This window comes from Sulfitobacter sp. W074, assembly GCF_025142275.1.
Classification (GTDB): domain Bacteria; phylum Pseudomonadota; class Alphaproteobacteria; order Rhodobacterales; family Rhodobacteraceae; genus Sulfitobacter; species Sulfitobacter profundi.
In genome coordinates, this window is record NZ_CP081130.1 from 1,991,514 (window position 1) to 2,006,935 (window position 15,422).

Sequence of the window (15,422 nt, forward strand, 5' to 3'; positions counted from 1 at the left end):
CGGGGAGCCCTCATGAGGTTGGCGGCGTAAAGACCGCGGGAGAGCTACACCCTAGCGTTCGATTGGTTTACGCCTCATGAACGGCGATCACCGCTTAGACCTCTTCGCCCTTAAACCCCGTTGCCACAACGAATTTCTCCGATGAATCCGGTCGGCTTGCGGGTGGTTTGATATTGGCAACCTTGGTGAAACGGCGCTTGAGCAGTTTTTGCAACTCGCCCTCGGCGCCCCCCGCCAGCACCTTGGCCACGAATGTGCCGCCCTCTTCCAAGACGTCGAAAGCGAAATAGGCCGCCGCCTCGCAGAGTGAAATAATGCGCAGGTGGTCGGTCTGCTTGTGCCCCGAAGAGGCCGCCGCCATGTCGGACATGACCACATCCGCCTTGCCGCCCAGCCATTCCTTTACCTTGAGGTCAGCGTCGTCTTCCATAAAGTCGAGCTGGTGCAGCTCGCACCCCGCGATCGGCTCCATCTCTTGCAGGTCGACGCCCAGAATGGTGCCCTGCGTCTTGCCCTTCTTCTCGCCCAGCACATTGCAGCGTTTAACCGCGACCTGACACCAACCGCCCGGCGCGGCGCCAAGGTCCACCACCCGTGCACCGGGGACAAGGAAACGATATTTATCGTCTAGTTCCATAATCTTATATGCCGCCCGCCCGCGATAGCCTTCGGCCTGCGCGCGTTTGACATATGGATCGTTCAACTGCCGCTGCAACCAGCGGGTGGAACTGAGCTTGCGCCCGCGTGCGGATTTCACCTTGACCTTGAGGTCACGCTGACCGCGCCCCGAGGTGTTCTTTCCGTCCGGTGTCTTGGCCATCAAAAGACCCCTTCTTCTAATACGCCATCGGCGCTCATCTGTGCATATAGCAGGCCTTCGCGCAGACCGCGATCCGCAACTGACAGCCTGTCGGTCGGCCAGCAGCGCATCAAGGCTTGCAGGATCGCGGCGCCCGACATGATCAGGGCGGCGCGATCTTGCCCGATCCGCGGATCGGCGCGCCGCCCGCCCGGCCCCATGGCGATATAAGAGTGGATCACCTTGTCGATCTGCGCGCTGGTCATGCTGAGGCCATCGACCTTGGTCCGGTCATAGCGTTTCAGGTTCAAGTGGCTTGCCGCCACGGTGGTCACGGTGCCCGAGGTGCCGACGATCTGAAACCGCTTTTGCGACTGGATCGTCTGATAGGGTGTGAAATCGGTGAGGTTCTCTTCGAAAAACCAGCTCATCAGGGCGAAACGCGCGGCGTCGTCTTCGACGTCAGAGAATTGGTCGCGCAGCGTCGCCACGCCCAGAGGCACGCTGATCCAATCCACCACCCGTGCGGCAGGCACATCAGATTTCGCCTGATAGAAGCCGCCCTGAAGCCGCATGATCGACCGGGCGCGATCCGCCCGAGGGACTTTGGAGATGTCGATCCAGACCAGCTCGGTCGAGCCGCCGCCGATATCGACCACCAGCAGGTTCTCCGTCTTGCGGCTGACCAGCGGCGCGCAAGAGATCACGGCAAGTTGGGCTTCTTCCTCGGGGCGGATGATATCGAGCTTGAGACCCGTCTCGCGCTGGATACGGCGCATGAACTCTGCGCCATTCTGTGCGCGGCGACAGGCTTCGGTCGCCACAAGCCGCATGTTTTGCACCTTATTGCGCCGCAACTTCTGCTGACAGATACGCAATGCTTGGATGGTGCGCGCCATCGATCCGCGCGACAAACGCCCGGTTTTTTCCAAACCGGCACCCAATTGTACCGATTTTGAGAAACTGTCCACCACATGGAAACCGCTGCCACGAGGCTGGGCGATCAACATGCGGCAGCTATTTGTACCCAGATCTAGGGCCGCATATAGCTCATTAGATCTGGGCGGAACTGGCGCGGGGCTCAGAGCCGGGATGTCTTTGTCGAGCGCACCCGCACCTTTGGGACGCTGTGGCGCCATGGTTACGCGCCTTTCATATCGAGTTGCCCCCAAGGTATTCCCTGCGCCGGGCCGGTGCAAGTGGTCGCAGTGCCTTGGGCCAATTTCCGCGGCGTCCTGCGCCATGCCCCAACTCTTCGGCATCTCAGGACCACCTCACAATCATCTTGAGAATAATGGGGGCGCAGGGCCCTCGTGATGGCCCGCCCGATGCGCTATCACGAGCCCCAAGTCGCGGATGGGTCGTGTTTCGTCGAAAAACGGCCCTGTCCTGACCGCGACGCTCGTTAGACAGGTTTAAACCGGAGGAATCGTCCCATGCCCGCAGTCACCATCGTTTACTGGCGCGATATCCCCGCTCAGGTGATCGTCGGCAAGGGCCGCCGTGGGTCGAAACGCCCCCTGCCCGAACGCTTTGAACAGGCGATCGACCGCGCGGCGATGAAGATCGGCGCCGGAGATTCCGACGCTTATCTGGCGGAATGGCGCAAGGCGGACCCCTTTGAGGTTGAAGGCGATCCCGATGCCATCGCCGACGCCGAAGCCGCCCGGATCGACGCGGAATACGACCGCGACCGGATTAAGCAACTGATTGACAACGACGGCTGGGCATAGCCTGCCAGCCCTATGATCAAGGACACGCTCATGGCACTTTTGAACTTCCGCAAAAAGGAAACACCGGCCCCGCAGGCGCCGGTGGCCGAAGTCGAGGCGCTGTTGAAAGATTATTCGATTGAGGTGATGCCCCGCACCGCCGAGAAGGTCGAAGATTTCCGCGCCCTGCTGCCGGAAGGCACCCGTGTCTATATCGCTCACATTGATGGCACGCCGATCGAGGATATGGTCGCCACCGCCGCACGGCTGAACGCCGATGGCTTCAACGTCATGCCGCATTTTCCGGCGCGCATCATCAAGGACCGCGCCACACTGGCCGATTGGATCGCCCGCTATCAAGGGGAAGCAAACGTGCGCCAAGCGCTGCTTTTGGCGGGCGGTGTTACCACTCCCGTAGGGGAATTCAGCGACTCCATGCAACTGATGGAGACGGGCTTGTTTGATGAGGCCGGTTTTACCCGGTTGCATGTGGCGGGCCACCCAGAAGGCAACCGCGACATTGACGCAGACGGTGGCCGACTGAATGTGGATGCGGCGATGAAATGGAAGAACGATTTTCAGACCCGCACCGATGCAGAAATGGCCATCGCCACGCAATTCGCCTTTGAAGCGCAGCCGATTATCGAATGGGCCGACAGTCTCAAGGCTGCGGGCATCACTCTGCCGATTCATATTGGCATCGCAGGGCCCGCCAAATTGCAGACGCTGATCAAATTCGCCATTGCCTGCGGCGTCGGCCCCTCGCTCAAGGTGCTGCAAAAACGCGCGATGGATGTCACCAAGCTGCTGTTGCCATATGAGCCGACAGATGTGATCAGCGAATTGGCCGCTTACAAAACAGCGCATCCGGACTTCAACGTCACTCATGTGCATCTTTTCCCGCTTGGCGGGATCAAGACCAGTGCCACATGGGTCCAAGAAAACGGCGGCGCCTCTGGCGTACCCGCCGACGCAGCCTAAAGGAAGTTACATGACCAGAACCGTCATCGAATCCAAGACTAAGACCGCAGTCATCGGCTTTGACGAGCCGTTTTGCGTGATCGGAGAGCGGATCAACCCCACGGGCCGCAAGATCCTCAGCCAAGAGCTTGAGCAAGGCGATTTTTCCCGCGTCGAGGCCGACGCCATCGCACAGGTCGCCGCCGGAGCTACGGTCCTGGATGTGAACTCGGGCGCGGTTTTCTCCAATAAAATGGCCGAAGACCCCCGCTATGCCGACAACAACTTCGTCGAGCCGATGCTGATGCCGGAACTGATCAGAGTGGTGCAAAACGCCGTCGACGCGCCGATCTGTATCGACAGCTCTGTGCCTGGCGCGCTGGAGGCGGGGTTGGAAACCTGCGAAGGTCGCCCGCTCTTGAACTCCGTCACCGGCGAGGAGGAACGGCTCGAACTCGTGCTGCCGTTGGTTAAGAAATACAATGTGCCAGTGGTGGCGATCTCTAACGATGACACCGGCATCTCCGAAGACCCGGACGTGCGCTTTGCCGTGGCGAAAAAGATCGTCGAACGCGCTGCAGATTTCGGCATCCCGGCGCATGATATCGTGGTCGATCCGCTGGTCATGCCAATCGGCGCAATGGCAACGGCGGGTCATCAGGTCTTTACCCTTGTGCGCCGCCTGCGTGAAGAGTTGGGCGTGAACACCACCTGCGGCGCGTCAAATATCTCGTTCGGACTGCCCAACCGTCACGGCATCAACAATGCTTTCCTGCCGATGGCGATGGGTGCTGGCATGACAAGCGCGATCATGAACCCGGTGGCCGTGCCGCTCAACGCAACCAAGATCGCCGAAAAGCGCGCCGAGATGGCGGCCGCGGGGATCATCCTGCCCGAAGAGATGGATGACGAGACCTTCGTGACGCTCTTCAATCTGGGATCGACCAAGCCCCGTCCGGGCAAGGAGATGGAGGCCATCCGCGCCGCCAACTTCCTCTTTGACCGTGACCCGCATGGCAGCGCATGGATCGAGTTCAACAAGGTCGCCCCCAAGGCCGGTCAAGAAGGCCGAGGCCGCGCGGGCCGCACCGGCGGTCGCCGCCGCCGCTGAGCCTGCTCGGAACGATGAAAGGCCCCGCCAGCATCGCTGCACGGGGCCTTTTGTTGTCGGCCTCCACGCAGAGCCGTTTTTTCAGAAAGGTCAATCGGCGGAAATCGGGCGCCATCCCGACGGCCCCTGCAAAATCTAGTCGGCCCGGTTCTGGCTCACGAGTTCTTGGATCGCGGCCATAACCGCCGCGACATGGTCGGCGTCCGCTGCGGCGCTATGCGGTTCATTAAAGCCGCCCATATCATTGTCGAAATACTTTCCCGAAGCCTTTGAGAAGTCTTCCGAAAGCGCGGCACGGCAAAGGATGTCGGCACCGATGCTGAGGTCATTTCCAGCCACGCCAAAGCCTTCCTTCACCATTTTGGACGCCAACAGCGACCCGGGATTCACCGCGATGAAGAGCGGGCCATCCTGATGCACGCGGGCCATTTCCTGAGTCCAGATTATGATCGCCAATTTGCTCTGCGCATAGGCCGCCATATCGTCCAAGGTGCCGTTGCCCCGAAGAGCGGCCACATCCACCGGTGCCTGCGCAGCAGAGGAAAGGTTCACCACCCGGCCCGCTTTGGGCAGTACCGGCAGCAAGAGTTGAACCAGCAGATAGGGCGCTAATGTGTTGACCACAAAACGCGCGTCTAGCCCCGCTTCGGTGCGCGGATCGGGCAGTTTCAGGACACCTGCATTGTTGATCACCACGTCGATCTGGCTGTGATCGATGCGCAGCGCCTCTGCCAATGCCGCGACCTCATCCAACTGCGACAGATCTGCACGGTAGGTCTGGGGGGTGCCGCCCACCTCTGCCGCCGCTGCGCTTAATTTTTCGGCGCTGCGCCCGTGCAGCAGAATAGTATGCCCCTGCCCGCTAAGTTTCTTTGCCGTCAGCAGACCGATGCCGTCAGTCGCGCCGGTAATGAGGATGGTTTTGGTCATGGCTTTCTCCTTATCGGGGTCTCTGCGCGTCTCTGCGATGGCGCGGGATGCGTCGGTCGGACGATCACCAACCGCCCAAAACCTGCTTGCCGATCACCCGCCCGCTTTCTTGCCGCAGATGGGCGGCGCGAAGGTTCTCTACATTTATCACGCCCGCATGTTCGGTCAGGGTAGATTGCAACCTGCCCGCGTCGATCATCTGCGCGACCCGGTTCAACAGGTCGCGCTGCGCGGTCATGTCTTCGGTCTGGAACATCGACCTTGTGAACATAAACTCCCAATGCACGCTCAAAGCTTTGGGTTTCGCCGCTTTCATGTCCAGCGTCTCGGGGTCGTCGATCAATGCGATCTGGCCGCGCGGGGCAATGGCTTCGATAATGGCTGGCCAATGCATGTCCGTGGCCGTCAGCGCGGCAACATAGCTGGGGGTGAGGTTGAGATCGGCAAGCTGCGCCACCAGATCACCCCGGTGATCCACCACATGATCCGCCCCCATCTTGCGCACCCAGTCTTGGGTTTCCGGACGCGAGGCGGTGGCGATCACGGTCAATCCGGTCAGCGTCTTGGCCAATTGGATAAGGATCGACCCCACGCCCCCGGCCCCGCCAATCACCAAAAGCGCCTGCCCCTCACCGGCCCCTTCCGTCAGCCGGAAAGCATCGAACAACATTTCCCATGCGGTGATCGCGGTCAGCGGCAGACTGGCGGCCTCAACGAAATCGAGCGTTTCCGGCTTTCGCCCCACGATCCGGGCATCAACCGCGTGAAAAGTGGCGTTGGTGCCTGCACGGGTCACATCCCCGGCATAGAACACCGCATCCCCGATGGCGAAATCCGTAACCTCTGTGCCCAAGTCGACGACCACACCCGCCGCGTCGAACCCCAAGACCTTTGGGCCGCCATCGGGGGCGGAAAGCGCGCGCAGCTTCACATCCACCGGATTGACAGAGATGCCCTTTACCTCAACCAAAAGATCGCCCGGCCCCGGCGTGGGTCGGTCGATTTCCAACGCCTCCAAAACCTCTGCCGCGCCGGTGGTGTTATAGCCGATGGCTTTCATTTCGATTGTCCTTCTTTCCGAATTTCGTTGTTGGACAGGAAGTATCAGTTCGCCGGACTGTATAAACCGGGGCGAAACCGGATTGAGTTTATCGAAACGCAGGATAATGGGGACGCAAGGCGCCTGCGCGGTGCGCACTCCGCACAGGCTCCCAAGGTCAAAAGCTGTCGACTGCAGAACGGTCAAACCGCATCAACTCGTATCGCTGAGAGATATGGCGGAGGCGGTTTGACCTTCGCCCCCTCTACACGAAGGTATTCGTCACCGCAGAACGCTGCACTGACGCAAGGGGATCAAACCTTCCAAGCGACCCTCAGTATCAGAACCTTAGCGACAGGCATGACATGCCGCCGTCCAGTTTGGCGCATTCCGCATTACTGATCTCGACCACTTCAAAGCCTGCTTTCGTCAACATTTCCGCGGTGCGGGGGAAGCCCGCAGGACAGAGCACATATTGGTTAAACCGGATGCTATTGGCGGCGGCCTCTTCGCCCTCGGCGGTGTGCAACACGCGGTAGCCTTCGAAACAGCCCGAAGCGTCGAGCCGTTTGGTGCTGAGGATGGTGTCCCCGTCGAGCAGTGAGCAATCGGTCTTGAAATGCAGCACGCCGGGCGGCGTAAAGACCTCGCGGAGGCTATGGCCCCAGTCCGAGACGATCCGCGTGAGCTCGGCCACGCCTTCGGCATCGGTGCGGTCTGATCTGCCCACCAAGATCTCGCGCCCGGTGACCAGAATGTCGCCTCCTTCGATATGGCCGGGGCCTTCGATCTGGCGCAGGTCACTGTAAAGGGTACTCAAGGTCGGCGCCATTTCGGCCACCTCTCCCATGCGGCTCGGTGCGCCGGGGCGCATCAGAACGGCGCCCTTTGGCAAACAAAGCGCGGTATCTTCGACAAAGACGGAATCGGGAAAGGCGTCCAGCGCGGGCAGTTCGATCACCTCGGCGCCGGTTTCTTTCAATGTGGCAACGTAATGCGCATGGGCCTTTTCCATCTGCGCAAGATCGGGGGTGCCGATGTCCTCGGCGCGCAGACCGTCGACGATGCTGGCGGCGGGGCGGCGGGTGACGGCGCGGGTGAATTCATAGGTGGGGTCTGTCATGTCATACTCTCTTGTTTGCTGGCGCGGGGGGATGGCTGGGCCTGAATCTCAATAAGCGTCGGCCCACCAATCGCGGTGGCCGCGCGCAGCGCATCTGCAACGGCGCCGGCTTGCGTATTGCAACGCCAGAAGGGCAAGCCGCAGGATTGTGCGACGGCGGCAAAGTCCGGCGGGGCCGGGTCACATCCGACGACGCTCACCCCCGCGTCCTGCATGGAGGTGGCGATTTCCTGATAACCGTGGTTGTTCCAGATGATGAAGCAAATCGGCAGGTTTTCTTGCACCGCGCACATCAGTTCCGGCAGGCTGAACTGCGCACCGCCATCGCCAGCGATGCAGATCACCGGCGTGTCGGGTGCCGCGAGCGCCGCCCCGATTGCAGCGGGGATGCCATAGCCAAGCGCGCCAAAGCCGGTGGCGGCGTTGAACCAGCCGCCGGGGCGGTCATGATCGTAATAAAGGTTGCCCGCATAGATTGGTTGGGCGGAATCGCCGACGATGATCGCCCCCGGAACGGCTCCGCGCAGTTCAGCGAGGGTGTCGCAAGCCGCACGCATCTCCGGGCCGATCTCTTCAAACGCCTCGCGGCGGGCCTTGGCCGCCCGCGCTGCCCCGTCTGGCGCGGCATCCCCGTCGACCGCGGTATTCAGCGCGTCAATTGCGGAAGCCGCATCGCCGTGGATCGACAGTTCAGCGGCATGGCGGGAAAGCTGCTCAGCGCAAATATCGACGCGGATGAGCCTTTGGAACTCGGGCATGGTGCCGGAGGCGTACATATCATAATCGGTCGGGCCCAATTCGGTGCCCAAGGCCAGCACCACGTCCGACTGCGCGATCAGTGCCCGCACGGCTTGCAGGCTGGGGCTGGCCGGAACGCCCAAAGGATGCTCGAACATTACGCCGCGGGCATTCACCGTTTGCACCACCGGCGCGCCTAGCTTTTCGGCGAGGATTTGCAGGGCATTCCCGGCTTTTCTAGCCCCTCCACCGGCAAGGATCAGGGGCGCCTTGCTCTGCGCCAGTATCGCAGCGGCTTTTGAGATTTGCTCGGCAGACGGAGGTGTCACAGAGGTGGCGGAACTAGAGGGCGCTTCGGCGGTATAGGGCGCGCCGGCCACGTCCAGCGGTATCTCAAGATGTGTGGGGCCCGGTCGGCCGGACTGGAACGGCTCAAAGACCCGGTCGAGCATGGGGGCCAATTCATCGGCGGTCTCAACCCGCTCGGAGATCAGCGCGACGGTCCGTGCCATCGCCCGTTGATCCGGTAGCTCGTGCAGATGCCCCCTGCCCTTGCCAAGGCTGGGCAGCGTGTTGACGCCAGAGATCACCAGCATCGGCACGGAATCCGCGCGCGCTTGCCCCATTGCGGTCAGCGTGTTGGTCAGCCCCGGTCCCGTGATGACAAAGGCAACACCGGGTTTGCCGGAGACCCGTGCATAGCCATCCGCCATGAAGCCCGCGCCCTGTTCGTGCCGAGGCGTCACATGGCGGATACCCGAGGCCGCCAAGCCCCGGTAAAGCTCGATCGTGTGCACCCCGGGGATGCCAAAGACACAGTCGACACCGCGCTGTGAAAGCTGGGCGACCAGCGCTTCGCCGAGGCTGGTCATGCCGTTTCCAGTTGCAGTTGCGCCGCGTGCTGGATGATCCGGTCACAGGCCGCATCAAAGGCCGCGTCGCCGGTCGTCAGCGCCACACGCACCCAAGCATCGAGCGTTTCCCCAAAGGACGCACCGGGCATGACCGCCACGCCAGCCTGCTCAAGCAGGTGCATGGCATAGTCGGTGCCGCTCATACCGGTGGCGGACACATCGATCATTGCAAACATGCCCGCATCCGGTTGGTGCACCTTCAACGGGCTTTCTTGCGACAGACGGCGGTGCAAACGCTCGGCGCGGGCGGCAAAGCGTTGTTTCATCCCTTCAGCCACGGGCGACCCCTCGCGCACCGCTTTTTCGGTCATGTCAGCGATAAAGGGCTGGTTGCCGAAAAGCATGGTCTCCGACAGCGGCAAGAGAGCCTCGGTAAAGGCTTCGGGGCCGATACACCAACCGCTGCGAAAGCCCGGTGCGGCGTGGGATTTTGAGATCGATGAGACGACGATGGTGCGGTCAGCCAGTTGCGGACGCCACAGCGGCGAGCAGAATTCAGAGGGGTCAAAGATCAGTTCTTCGTACACTTCATCAGAGATAATCCACAGATCATGGGCAATGGCCAGTTCACCAAGCGCGTCTATCTCCGCGCGGGTCAGGACCGCGCCGGTGGGATTATGCGGCGTGGTCAGCAAGATTGCCGTGGTCTGCGGGGTGATCCTTGCGGCGAGGTCATCCGCATGAAGGCGAAAGCCGTTTTCCGGGCGCAGCGGGACGGGCACCATCTCGGCACCGCTGGAGCGGATAACCCCTTCGTAAGTGGCATACATCGGATCGCCGACCAGAACCTGCTGCCCCGCCTCGGCCACGCCCAACAGCACGGCATAAAGCGCCGTCTGCGTGCCGGGAAAACACATGGCTTGGTCCGGCGTGATGCGACGGCCCGCGCGGTGCGAATATCGTTCGGCCAATGCAGCGCGCAGACCTGTCTCACCCCGACCGTCAGAATAGCCAGTGCGGCCCCGGCGCATTGCATCGGCCGCCACATCCATAAGCGCGTCGGGTGTCGGCACGTCCGGCTCGCCGATGGTCAGCTCAATAATATCACGGCCCTGTGCGGCAAGCTCGCGGGCCTTTAGATGCACTTCCCATTTCGCGCCGCCAAGACCTGCCAGCCGTCGGGTGATATCTGTCGTTCTCATGTCTGTTGCCCTGCTTTTGTGAGGTCTATCCCGAGGAGTGCTCCGACGGAGCGAATTCCGATTTCTGAAAGCTCATCCGGCGCGAAAGCGCTCGGTAGAACACCGCCTTCCATCCACAATCCATCGATCACGGCGTTGCAGGCGATGGCCAAATGGCGCAGCTCTTGTGCTGTGCGGGGCTGACCCGCCTCGTTCAATACGGCTGCGATCAGCGCCTCAAGGCGGTTGCGGAAATTGTAATAGGTCCGCTTGTGACTTTCGCGCATCTGCGCGTCGTCATGGACCTTGGTCAGAAACCCCGCCCAAAGGCTGACCGACCCCGCGTCGACAACCGGCGGTGTCAGACTACCGACGACAAAGGCCGACAATCGTGCCACCGGCGCGCTACAGTCGCCCCCCGCGAAAGCCGATGTCAGGTCGGTGAGCCGGTCCATGTGATGCTCATAGGCCGCGGTAATCAGGTCTTCTTTCGACGAAAAGTGGTGCCTGATCATACCCTGTGACACGTCAGCACGGGCCGCGATTGCCCGGACCGTCGCGGCCTGAACACCCTTTTCGGCGATCAGCGAGAGGGTGGCCTTTATCAGGGCCTCCCTGCGGTGCTCCGCTGGCTCACGTTTGAATTTAGGCGTGCTCTCCGACACAGGCGATTTCCGAACCTCCTAATTATACACTTGCATGATTACGAAATACGGGCCTTACTACAAGACAGAAATTTGGGACACATCAAATGAGGGGCGCGGACGCTTTGCAAAGAGAGCCGATCAGAGCCACACAAGCAGCCGAAGACGCCAGTGCCGATAGCGCGGCGGAGAACGAGGCGATCAGAATTACCGACCTGCACAAATCCTTTGGCGCGTTGGAGGTTCTCAAAGGTGTCTCACTGACCGCGCAAAAGGGCGATGTTGTCGCCATCATCGGCGGCAGCGGGTCGGGCAAATCTACCTGCCTGCGCTGCATCAATTTCCTCGAAACCCCAAGTGCGGGTCAGATCATCGTCAACGGTGAAGAGATCAAGATGCGCCAAGACGGCTCCCCCGTTGACCGCCGCCAGATCGAGCGCATCCGAACCCGCCTTGGCATGGTGTTTCAGGCTTTCAACCTCTGGACCCACCGCACCCTGCTGGAAAACATCATCGAGGTGCCGGTCCATGTCCTCAAAGTGCCGCGGGACGAGGCCATCAAACGCGCACGCGTGCTGCTAGAGCGGGTCGGACTGGGCGATAAGGCTGATACCTTCCCTGCTTTTCTATCGGGCGGCCAGCAGCAACGCGCGGCAATTGCCCGCGCCCTTGCGGTGGAACCCAGCGTGATGCTGTTTGACGAACCCACCAGCGCGCTTGACCCCGAGTTGGTGGGTGAGGTGCTCACGGTTATCCGCGATTTGGCCGCCGAAGGGCGCACCATGCTACTTGTCACCCATGAGATGAAATTCGCGCGCGAGGTGGCGACGCATGTCGTCTACCTTTTTGAGGGGCGCATCGAAGAACAAGGCCCGCCGGAAGAGCTTTTCGGCAACCCTCAATCCGCCCGGCTGCGGCAGTTTTTGCAGACAGTCGGCTAAACCACCAAGAAAAAAACAGGGAGACTACCAATGACATTTAAGAAACTCATGACGAGTGCGATCGCGACAGCAGTGCTGAGCGCCGGTGCCGTGGCCGCCGAAGAGGTCAAAATCGGCATCGCAGCCGAACCCTACCCGCCCTTCGCCTCTCTCAATGCCTCCGGTGAATGGGAAGGCTGGGAAGTTGAGATCATCGACGCGGTCTGCAAAGCGGCCGAGTTGGACTGTGTGATCACCCCCGTGGCTTGGGACGGCATCATCCCCTCGCTGACGGGCCAGCAGGTCGATGCGATCATGGCCTCCATGTCGATCACCGAAGAGCGTCAAAAAACGATCGATTTCTCTGATCCCTACTACAACACGCCCGCGGTGATCGTGGCGGATAAGTCGATGGACATCGAACCTACGGCCGAGTCGCTGTCCGGTAAGATCATCGGCATTCAAGCCTCAACCATCCACCAAGCCTATGCCAATGAATATTTCGGCGATGCGGCAGAGATCCGGGTCTATCAGACGCAGGACGAAGCCAATCAGGATCTGGTCTCGGGTCGGATTGATGCCACACAGGCGGACAGCATCGCCATGGCGGATTTCGTTAACTCCGACATCGGCACCTGCTGCGAGATCAAGGGATCGGTGGAGAATGACGAGGCCATCTTGGGCCAAGGTGTCGGCGCTGGCGTGCGCAAGGGCGATGACGCGCTGCGGGAAAGCCTGAACAAAGGCATCGCGCAGATACTCGAAGATGGCACCCACGAAGAGATCACCGGGCGCTATTTCGATACCAGCATCTACGCAGAGTAAGCGCCCATCGTGGAGATGATCTTCGAAACGCTCGGGCTTGCCGAGAGTGCGCAACTACTGTCCCTCAGCCCGCCGGGCTGGGGCGGCAACCTGTTGCGCGGGCTTGCGAACTCTCTGCAGATCGCATTTGGCGCCTTCGGGTTTGGTCTGCTGATCGGGCTCTTTGGGGCCTACGGCAAGCTCTATGGCGGGGTGGTCCTGCGCGACCTCCTCGCCGTTTATACGACTGTGATCCGGGCCGTGCCTGAATTGGTGCTGATCTTGATCCTCTATTACGTGGGCACCGATCTCATTAACAAAGTCTCAGGCGCCATGGGTTATGGCCGGGTCGAGATTAGCGGTGTCGTCGCCGGGATCTGGGTGCTCGGCGTGGTGCAGGGCGCCTATGCCACCGAGGTGCTGCGCGGCGCGATCCAAGCCGTGCCCGCGGGCCAGATTGAGGCCGCGCGCGCTTACGGGATGCCGCCGCTGATGCTGCTGCGCCGCGTGACGATCCCCGCGATGATGTCTTTTGCCACGCCGGGTCTTGCGAACCTGTGGCTAATTGCGACCAAAGATACCGCGCTTCTGGCCATCGTCGGCTTCAGCGAATTGACGCTGGAGACCCGACAGGCTGCCGCCAGCACGCGCGCCTATTTCACCTTCTTCCTCGCCGCGGGCGCGCTCTATTTGATTGTGACCCTATGTTCGGGCGCGGTCTTTGCGCGGATCGAAAAATGGGCGCGGCGCGGTCAGCCGTCGCTGAAAGGAGCGGGCCGATGATCCCCTTTCGCGCTCTGATGCAGCCCCACCGCATTGTCATGCTGGCGCTTTTGCTGGCTGTGGTCATCTGGTGTGCCGTGGCGCTGCGGTGGGATTGGATACCGGAATATGCCCCGCTGGCGTTGGAAGGGCTCTGGCGCACGATCTGGATATTGGTCGTCACCTGCGTGCTGGGTTTTCTCTTGGCCATTCCATTGGGGCTCGCGCAGGCCATCGGGCCTTGGTACCTGTCTGCCCCTGCCCGGATATTCTGCACCGTCATCCGTGGCACGCCTCTGCTCTTGCAGATCTGGCTGCTCTACTACGGCCTCGGCTCGCTTTTCCCGCAGATCCCTTGGATCCGCGGCAGTGAACTCTGGCCCTACCTGCGCCAAGCTTGGCCCTATGCGGTGCTGGCGCTGACGCTGTCTTATGCGGGCTATGAAGGCGAAGTTATGCGCGGCGCGTTTTCCAGTGTGAACAAGGGGCAGCTTGAGGCTGCAAACGCCTTCGGCATGCCGCGTTTCACCATGTTCCGCCGCATCTGGCTGCCGCAGGCGATCCGCAACGTCCTGCCAACGCTCGGTGGCGAAACCATCCTGCAACTCAAGGCCACACCTCTGGTCGCGACAATCACGGTGGTCGAGCTTTATGCCGTATCCTCGCGAGTGCGCTCGGACACGTTTATCGTCTATGAACCGCTGATCTTGCTGGCTGTGTTTTACATGATCATCGCCGGGGTCATCGCCTTGTTCTTCCGGCGGTTCGAGAACCAAGTGCCGGGATAGCGAAGGGCAACGGTTGGATGGGATCCAGCTTCTCAGACGAGATCGAGAACGCGATCAGTCCGCCCTCAAATCCATGGGCGTTGTGCCAAACTGGCCCTTGAAGGCGCGCGTCATAGCACTTGCGCTTTCGTAACCGCAGCGCGTCGCAATCTCAGAGATTGACAGGTTGGTCCCTTCGACCAAGCTTTTCGCAGCGATCAGGCGTCGGTGCCGATAGACTTGGCCCGGCGTCGCATTCAAACTGCGCGCGAACCGTCTTTGCAGGCTTTTGAGCGAACACCCCAAGTGCCGCGCAATGGTCGGAATTGGCACCGGCGCTTCGATAGTCTCATCCATAAGGACAAGCGCCCGAGACACCAGTTTGGACCGCCCCGATATGTTGTCGGGCTGCCCAAACGGCTGATCGCTTTGATGCAAGAAAAGCGACGCGACATCGAGCCGTGTGATCTCGCCGCAGTGCGCCCCGATCAACGTCAGGACCAGATCAAAGGAAGCCATGGCACCGCCGCAGGTGATCCGGTTGCCATCAATGACAAACCGCTCTTGCCGGGCATCTACCTGCGGAAATGTCTCTGAAAAGCTTTCGAAAAGATGCCCATGGATGGTCGCGGGCCTGTCGTCCAACAGCCCTGCAGCCGCCAGCAACCAGGCCCCCATATCGAGCCCCACCAGACATTTCGCATTTGCGCAAAGCCCCCGCAGCGCGGACAGAACCCGACTACTGCTCAACGCAAGATGGCCATAGCTGGCGGTCACCATGAGGTAATCGCAGGGGGGCTTCGTCGCCATGGCCAATTCGGTCTGTACCAACATCCCGCTTGAAGACCGCACAAGCCCCCCCTCAAGCGAAAGCAGGCGCCAGTCATACCGCACCTGCCCGGTGATGCTGTTCGCGGCGCGAAACGGCTCCAAAGTGTTGGCCAAACAATGATTCGAGAAACCATCGAACAGTAGAATGTCGATCTTAACCGTCTCGCCTGATGATTTTGTCCTTTCCTGCATGTTTCTGTCTAGCACTGCACATGCCCACCGATCAATCCGGGTAGTCTGCAGACAA

General features: G+C 61.0%; 16 protein-coding genes. 7 read left to right on the forward strand and 9 right to left on the reverse strand.

What is annotated here, in order from left to right:
- Window positions 1–94: 94 nt before the first annotated feature.
- Window positions 95–820 carry an RlmE family RNA methyltransferase gene (locus K3762_RS09830; protein ID WP_067627424.1) on the reverse strand — a complete coding sequence of 242 codons (726 nt, stop codon included), beginning with the start codon at window positions 818–820 and terminating at the stop codon, window positions 95–97.
- The gene (locus K3762_RS09835; protein ID WP_067266266.1) at window positions 820–1,938 is read right to left on the reverse strand and encodes a Ppx/GppA phosphatase family protein; all 1,119 of its coding nucleotides are present in this window, start codon (window positions 1,936–1,938) and stop codon (window positions 820–822) included. The genes K3762_RS09830 and K3762_RS09835 overlap by 1 nt, the downstream gene beginning before the upstream one ends.
- A 297-nt stretch (window positions 1,939–2,235) precedes the next feature.
- On the opposite strand from K3762_RS09835, the gene K3762_RS09840 reads away from it, so the two are divergent.
- Genes K3762_RS09840 through K3762_RS09850 form a run of 3 tightly spaced genes read left to right on the forward strand, consistent with a single transcriptional unit; the run spans window position 2,236 to window position 4,582 of the window.
- Window positions 2,236–2,532: a virulence factor gene (locus tag K3762_RS09840; protein ID WP_067625152.1), complete on the forward strand. Its 297-nt coding sequence runs from the start codon at window positions 2,236–2,238 to the stop codon at window positions 2,530–2,532.
- Between the two features lie 30 nt (window positions 2,533–2,562).
- Complete coding sequence (locus tag K3762_RS09845) at window positions 2,563–3,492, forward strand: methylenetetrahydrofolate reductase (RefSeq protein ID WP_260009207.1); 930 nt, start codon at window positions 2,563–2,565, stop codon at window positions 3,490–3,492.
- A 10-nt stretch (window positions 3,493–3,502) separates the two neighbouring features.
- Complete coding sequence (locus K3762_RS09850; protein WP_120351115.1) at window positions 3,503–4,582, forward strand: methyltetrahydrofolate cobalamin methyltransferase; 1,080 nt, start codon at window positions 3,503–3,505, stop codon at window positions 4,580–4,582.
- Window positions 4,583–4,717: 135 nt separating this feature from the next.
- Here K3762_RS09850 and K3762_RS09855 read toward each other — a convergent pair whose 3' ends face one another.
- The 6 genes from K3762_RS09855 to K3762_RS09880 all read right to left on the reverse strand — a co-directional run bounded on the left by K3762_RS09855 (window position 4,718) and on the right by K3762_RS09880 (window position 11,112).
- Window positions 4,718–5,512 carry an SDR family NAD(P)-dependent oxidoreductase gene (locus K3762_RS09855; RefSeq protein WP_132443363.1) on the reverse strand — a complete coding sequence of 265 codons (795 nt, stop codon included), beginning with the start codon at window positions 5,510–5,512 and terminating at the stop codon, window positions 4,718–4,720.
- A 64-nt stretch (window positions 5,513–5,576) separates the two neighbouring features.
- Window positions 5,577–6,572: a zinc-binding alcohol dehydrogenase family protein gene (locus K3762_RS09860; RefSeq protein WP_132443362.1), complete on the reverse strand. Its 996-nt coding sequence runs from the start codon at window positions 6,570–6,572 to the stop codon at window positions 5,577–5,579.
- 319 nt (window positions 6,573–6,891) lie between these two features.
- The gene (locus K3762_RS09865) at window positions 6,892–7,674 is read right to left on the reverse strand and encodes a dimethylarginine dimethylaminohydrolase family protein (protein ID WP_132443361.1); all 783 of its coding nucleotides are present in this window, start codon (window positions 7,672–7,674) and stop codon (window positions 6,892–6,894) included.
- Complete coding sequence (locus K3762_RS09870; protein ID WP_132443360.1) at window positions 7,671–9,284, reverse strand: 5-guanidino-2-oxopentanoate decarboxylase; 1,614 nt, start codon at window positions 9,282–9,284, stop codon at window positions 7,671–7,673. The genes K3762_RS09865 and K3762_RS09870 overlap by 4 nt, the downstream gene beginning before the upstream one ends.
- Window positions 9,281–10,468, reverse strand: a complete 1,188-nt coding sequence (locus K3762_RS09875) for a pyridoxal phosphate-dependent aminotransferase (protein WP_120351120.1) — start codon at window positions 10,466–10,468, stop codon at window positions 9,281–9,283. Before K3762_RS09875 ends, K3762_RS09870 begins: the two co-directional genes overlap by 4 nt.
- On the reverse strand, window positions 10,465–11,112 hold the full coding sequence (locus K3762_RS09880) for a TetR/AcrR family transcriptional regulator (RefSeq protein ID WP_132443359.1): 648 nt from the start codon (window positions 11,110–11,112) through the stop codon (window positions 10,465–10,467). Before K3762_RS09880 ends, K3762_RS09875 begins: the two co-directional genes overlap by 4 nt.
- Before the next feature lie 86 nt (window positions 11,113–11,198).
- On the opposite strand from K3762_RS09880, the gene K3762_RS09885 reads away from it, so the two are divergent.
- Genes K3762_RS09885 through K3762_RS09900 form a run of 4 tightly spaced genes read left to right on the forward strand, consistent with a single transcriptional unit; the run spans window position 11,199 to window position 14,365 of the window.
- Window positions 11,199–12,032, forward strand: coding sequence for an ABC transporter ATP-binding protein (locus tag K3762_RS09885; RefSeq protein ID WP_132443358.1), 834 nt, complete (start codon window positions 11,199–11,201; stop codon window positions 12,030–12,032).
- A 30-nt stretch (window positions 12,033–12,062) separates the two neighbouring features.
- Window positions 12,063–12,836 (forward strand): transporter substrate-binding domain-containing protein, encoded by a 774-nt coding sequence (locus tag K3762_RS09890; protein WP_067626317.1) that lies wholly within the window; start codon window positions 12,063–12,065, stop codon window positions 12,834–12,836.
- 15 nt (window positions 12,837–12,851) lie between these two features.
- Entirely contained in the window at window positions 12,852–13,598 is a 747-nt protein-coding gene (locus K3762_RS09895; RefSeq protein WP_386283966.1) for an ABC transporter permease, read from the forward strand.
- Window positions 13,595–14,365, forward strand: coding sequence for an ABC transporter permease (locus K3762_RS09900; protein ID WP_132443357.1), 771 nt, complete (start codon window positions 13,595–13,597; stop codon window positions 14,363–14,365). The genes K3762_RS09895 and K3762_RS09900 overlap by 4 nt, the downstream gene beginning before the upstream one ends.
- A gap of 54 nt (window positions 14,366–14,419) precedes the next feature.
- Here the strand turns inward: K3762_RS09900 and K3762_RS09905 are convergent, their stop codons facing one another.
- Window positions 14,420–15,367 (reverse strand): GlxA family transcriptional regulator, encoded by a 948-nt coding sequence (locus tag K3762_RS09905; RefSeq protein WP_132443356.1) that lies wholly within the window; start codon window positions 15,365–15,367, stop codon window positions 14,420–14,422.
- Between the last annotated feature and the right edge of the window lie 55 nt (window positions 15,368–15,422).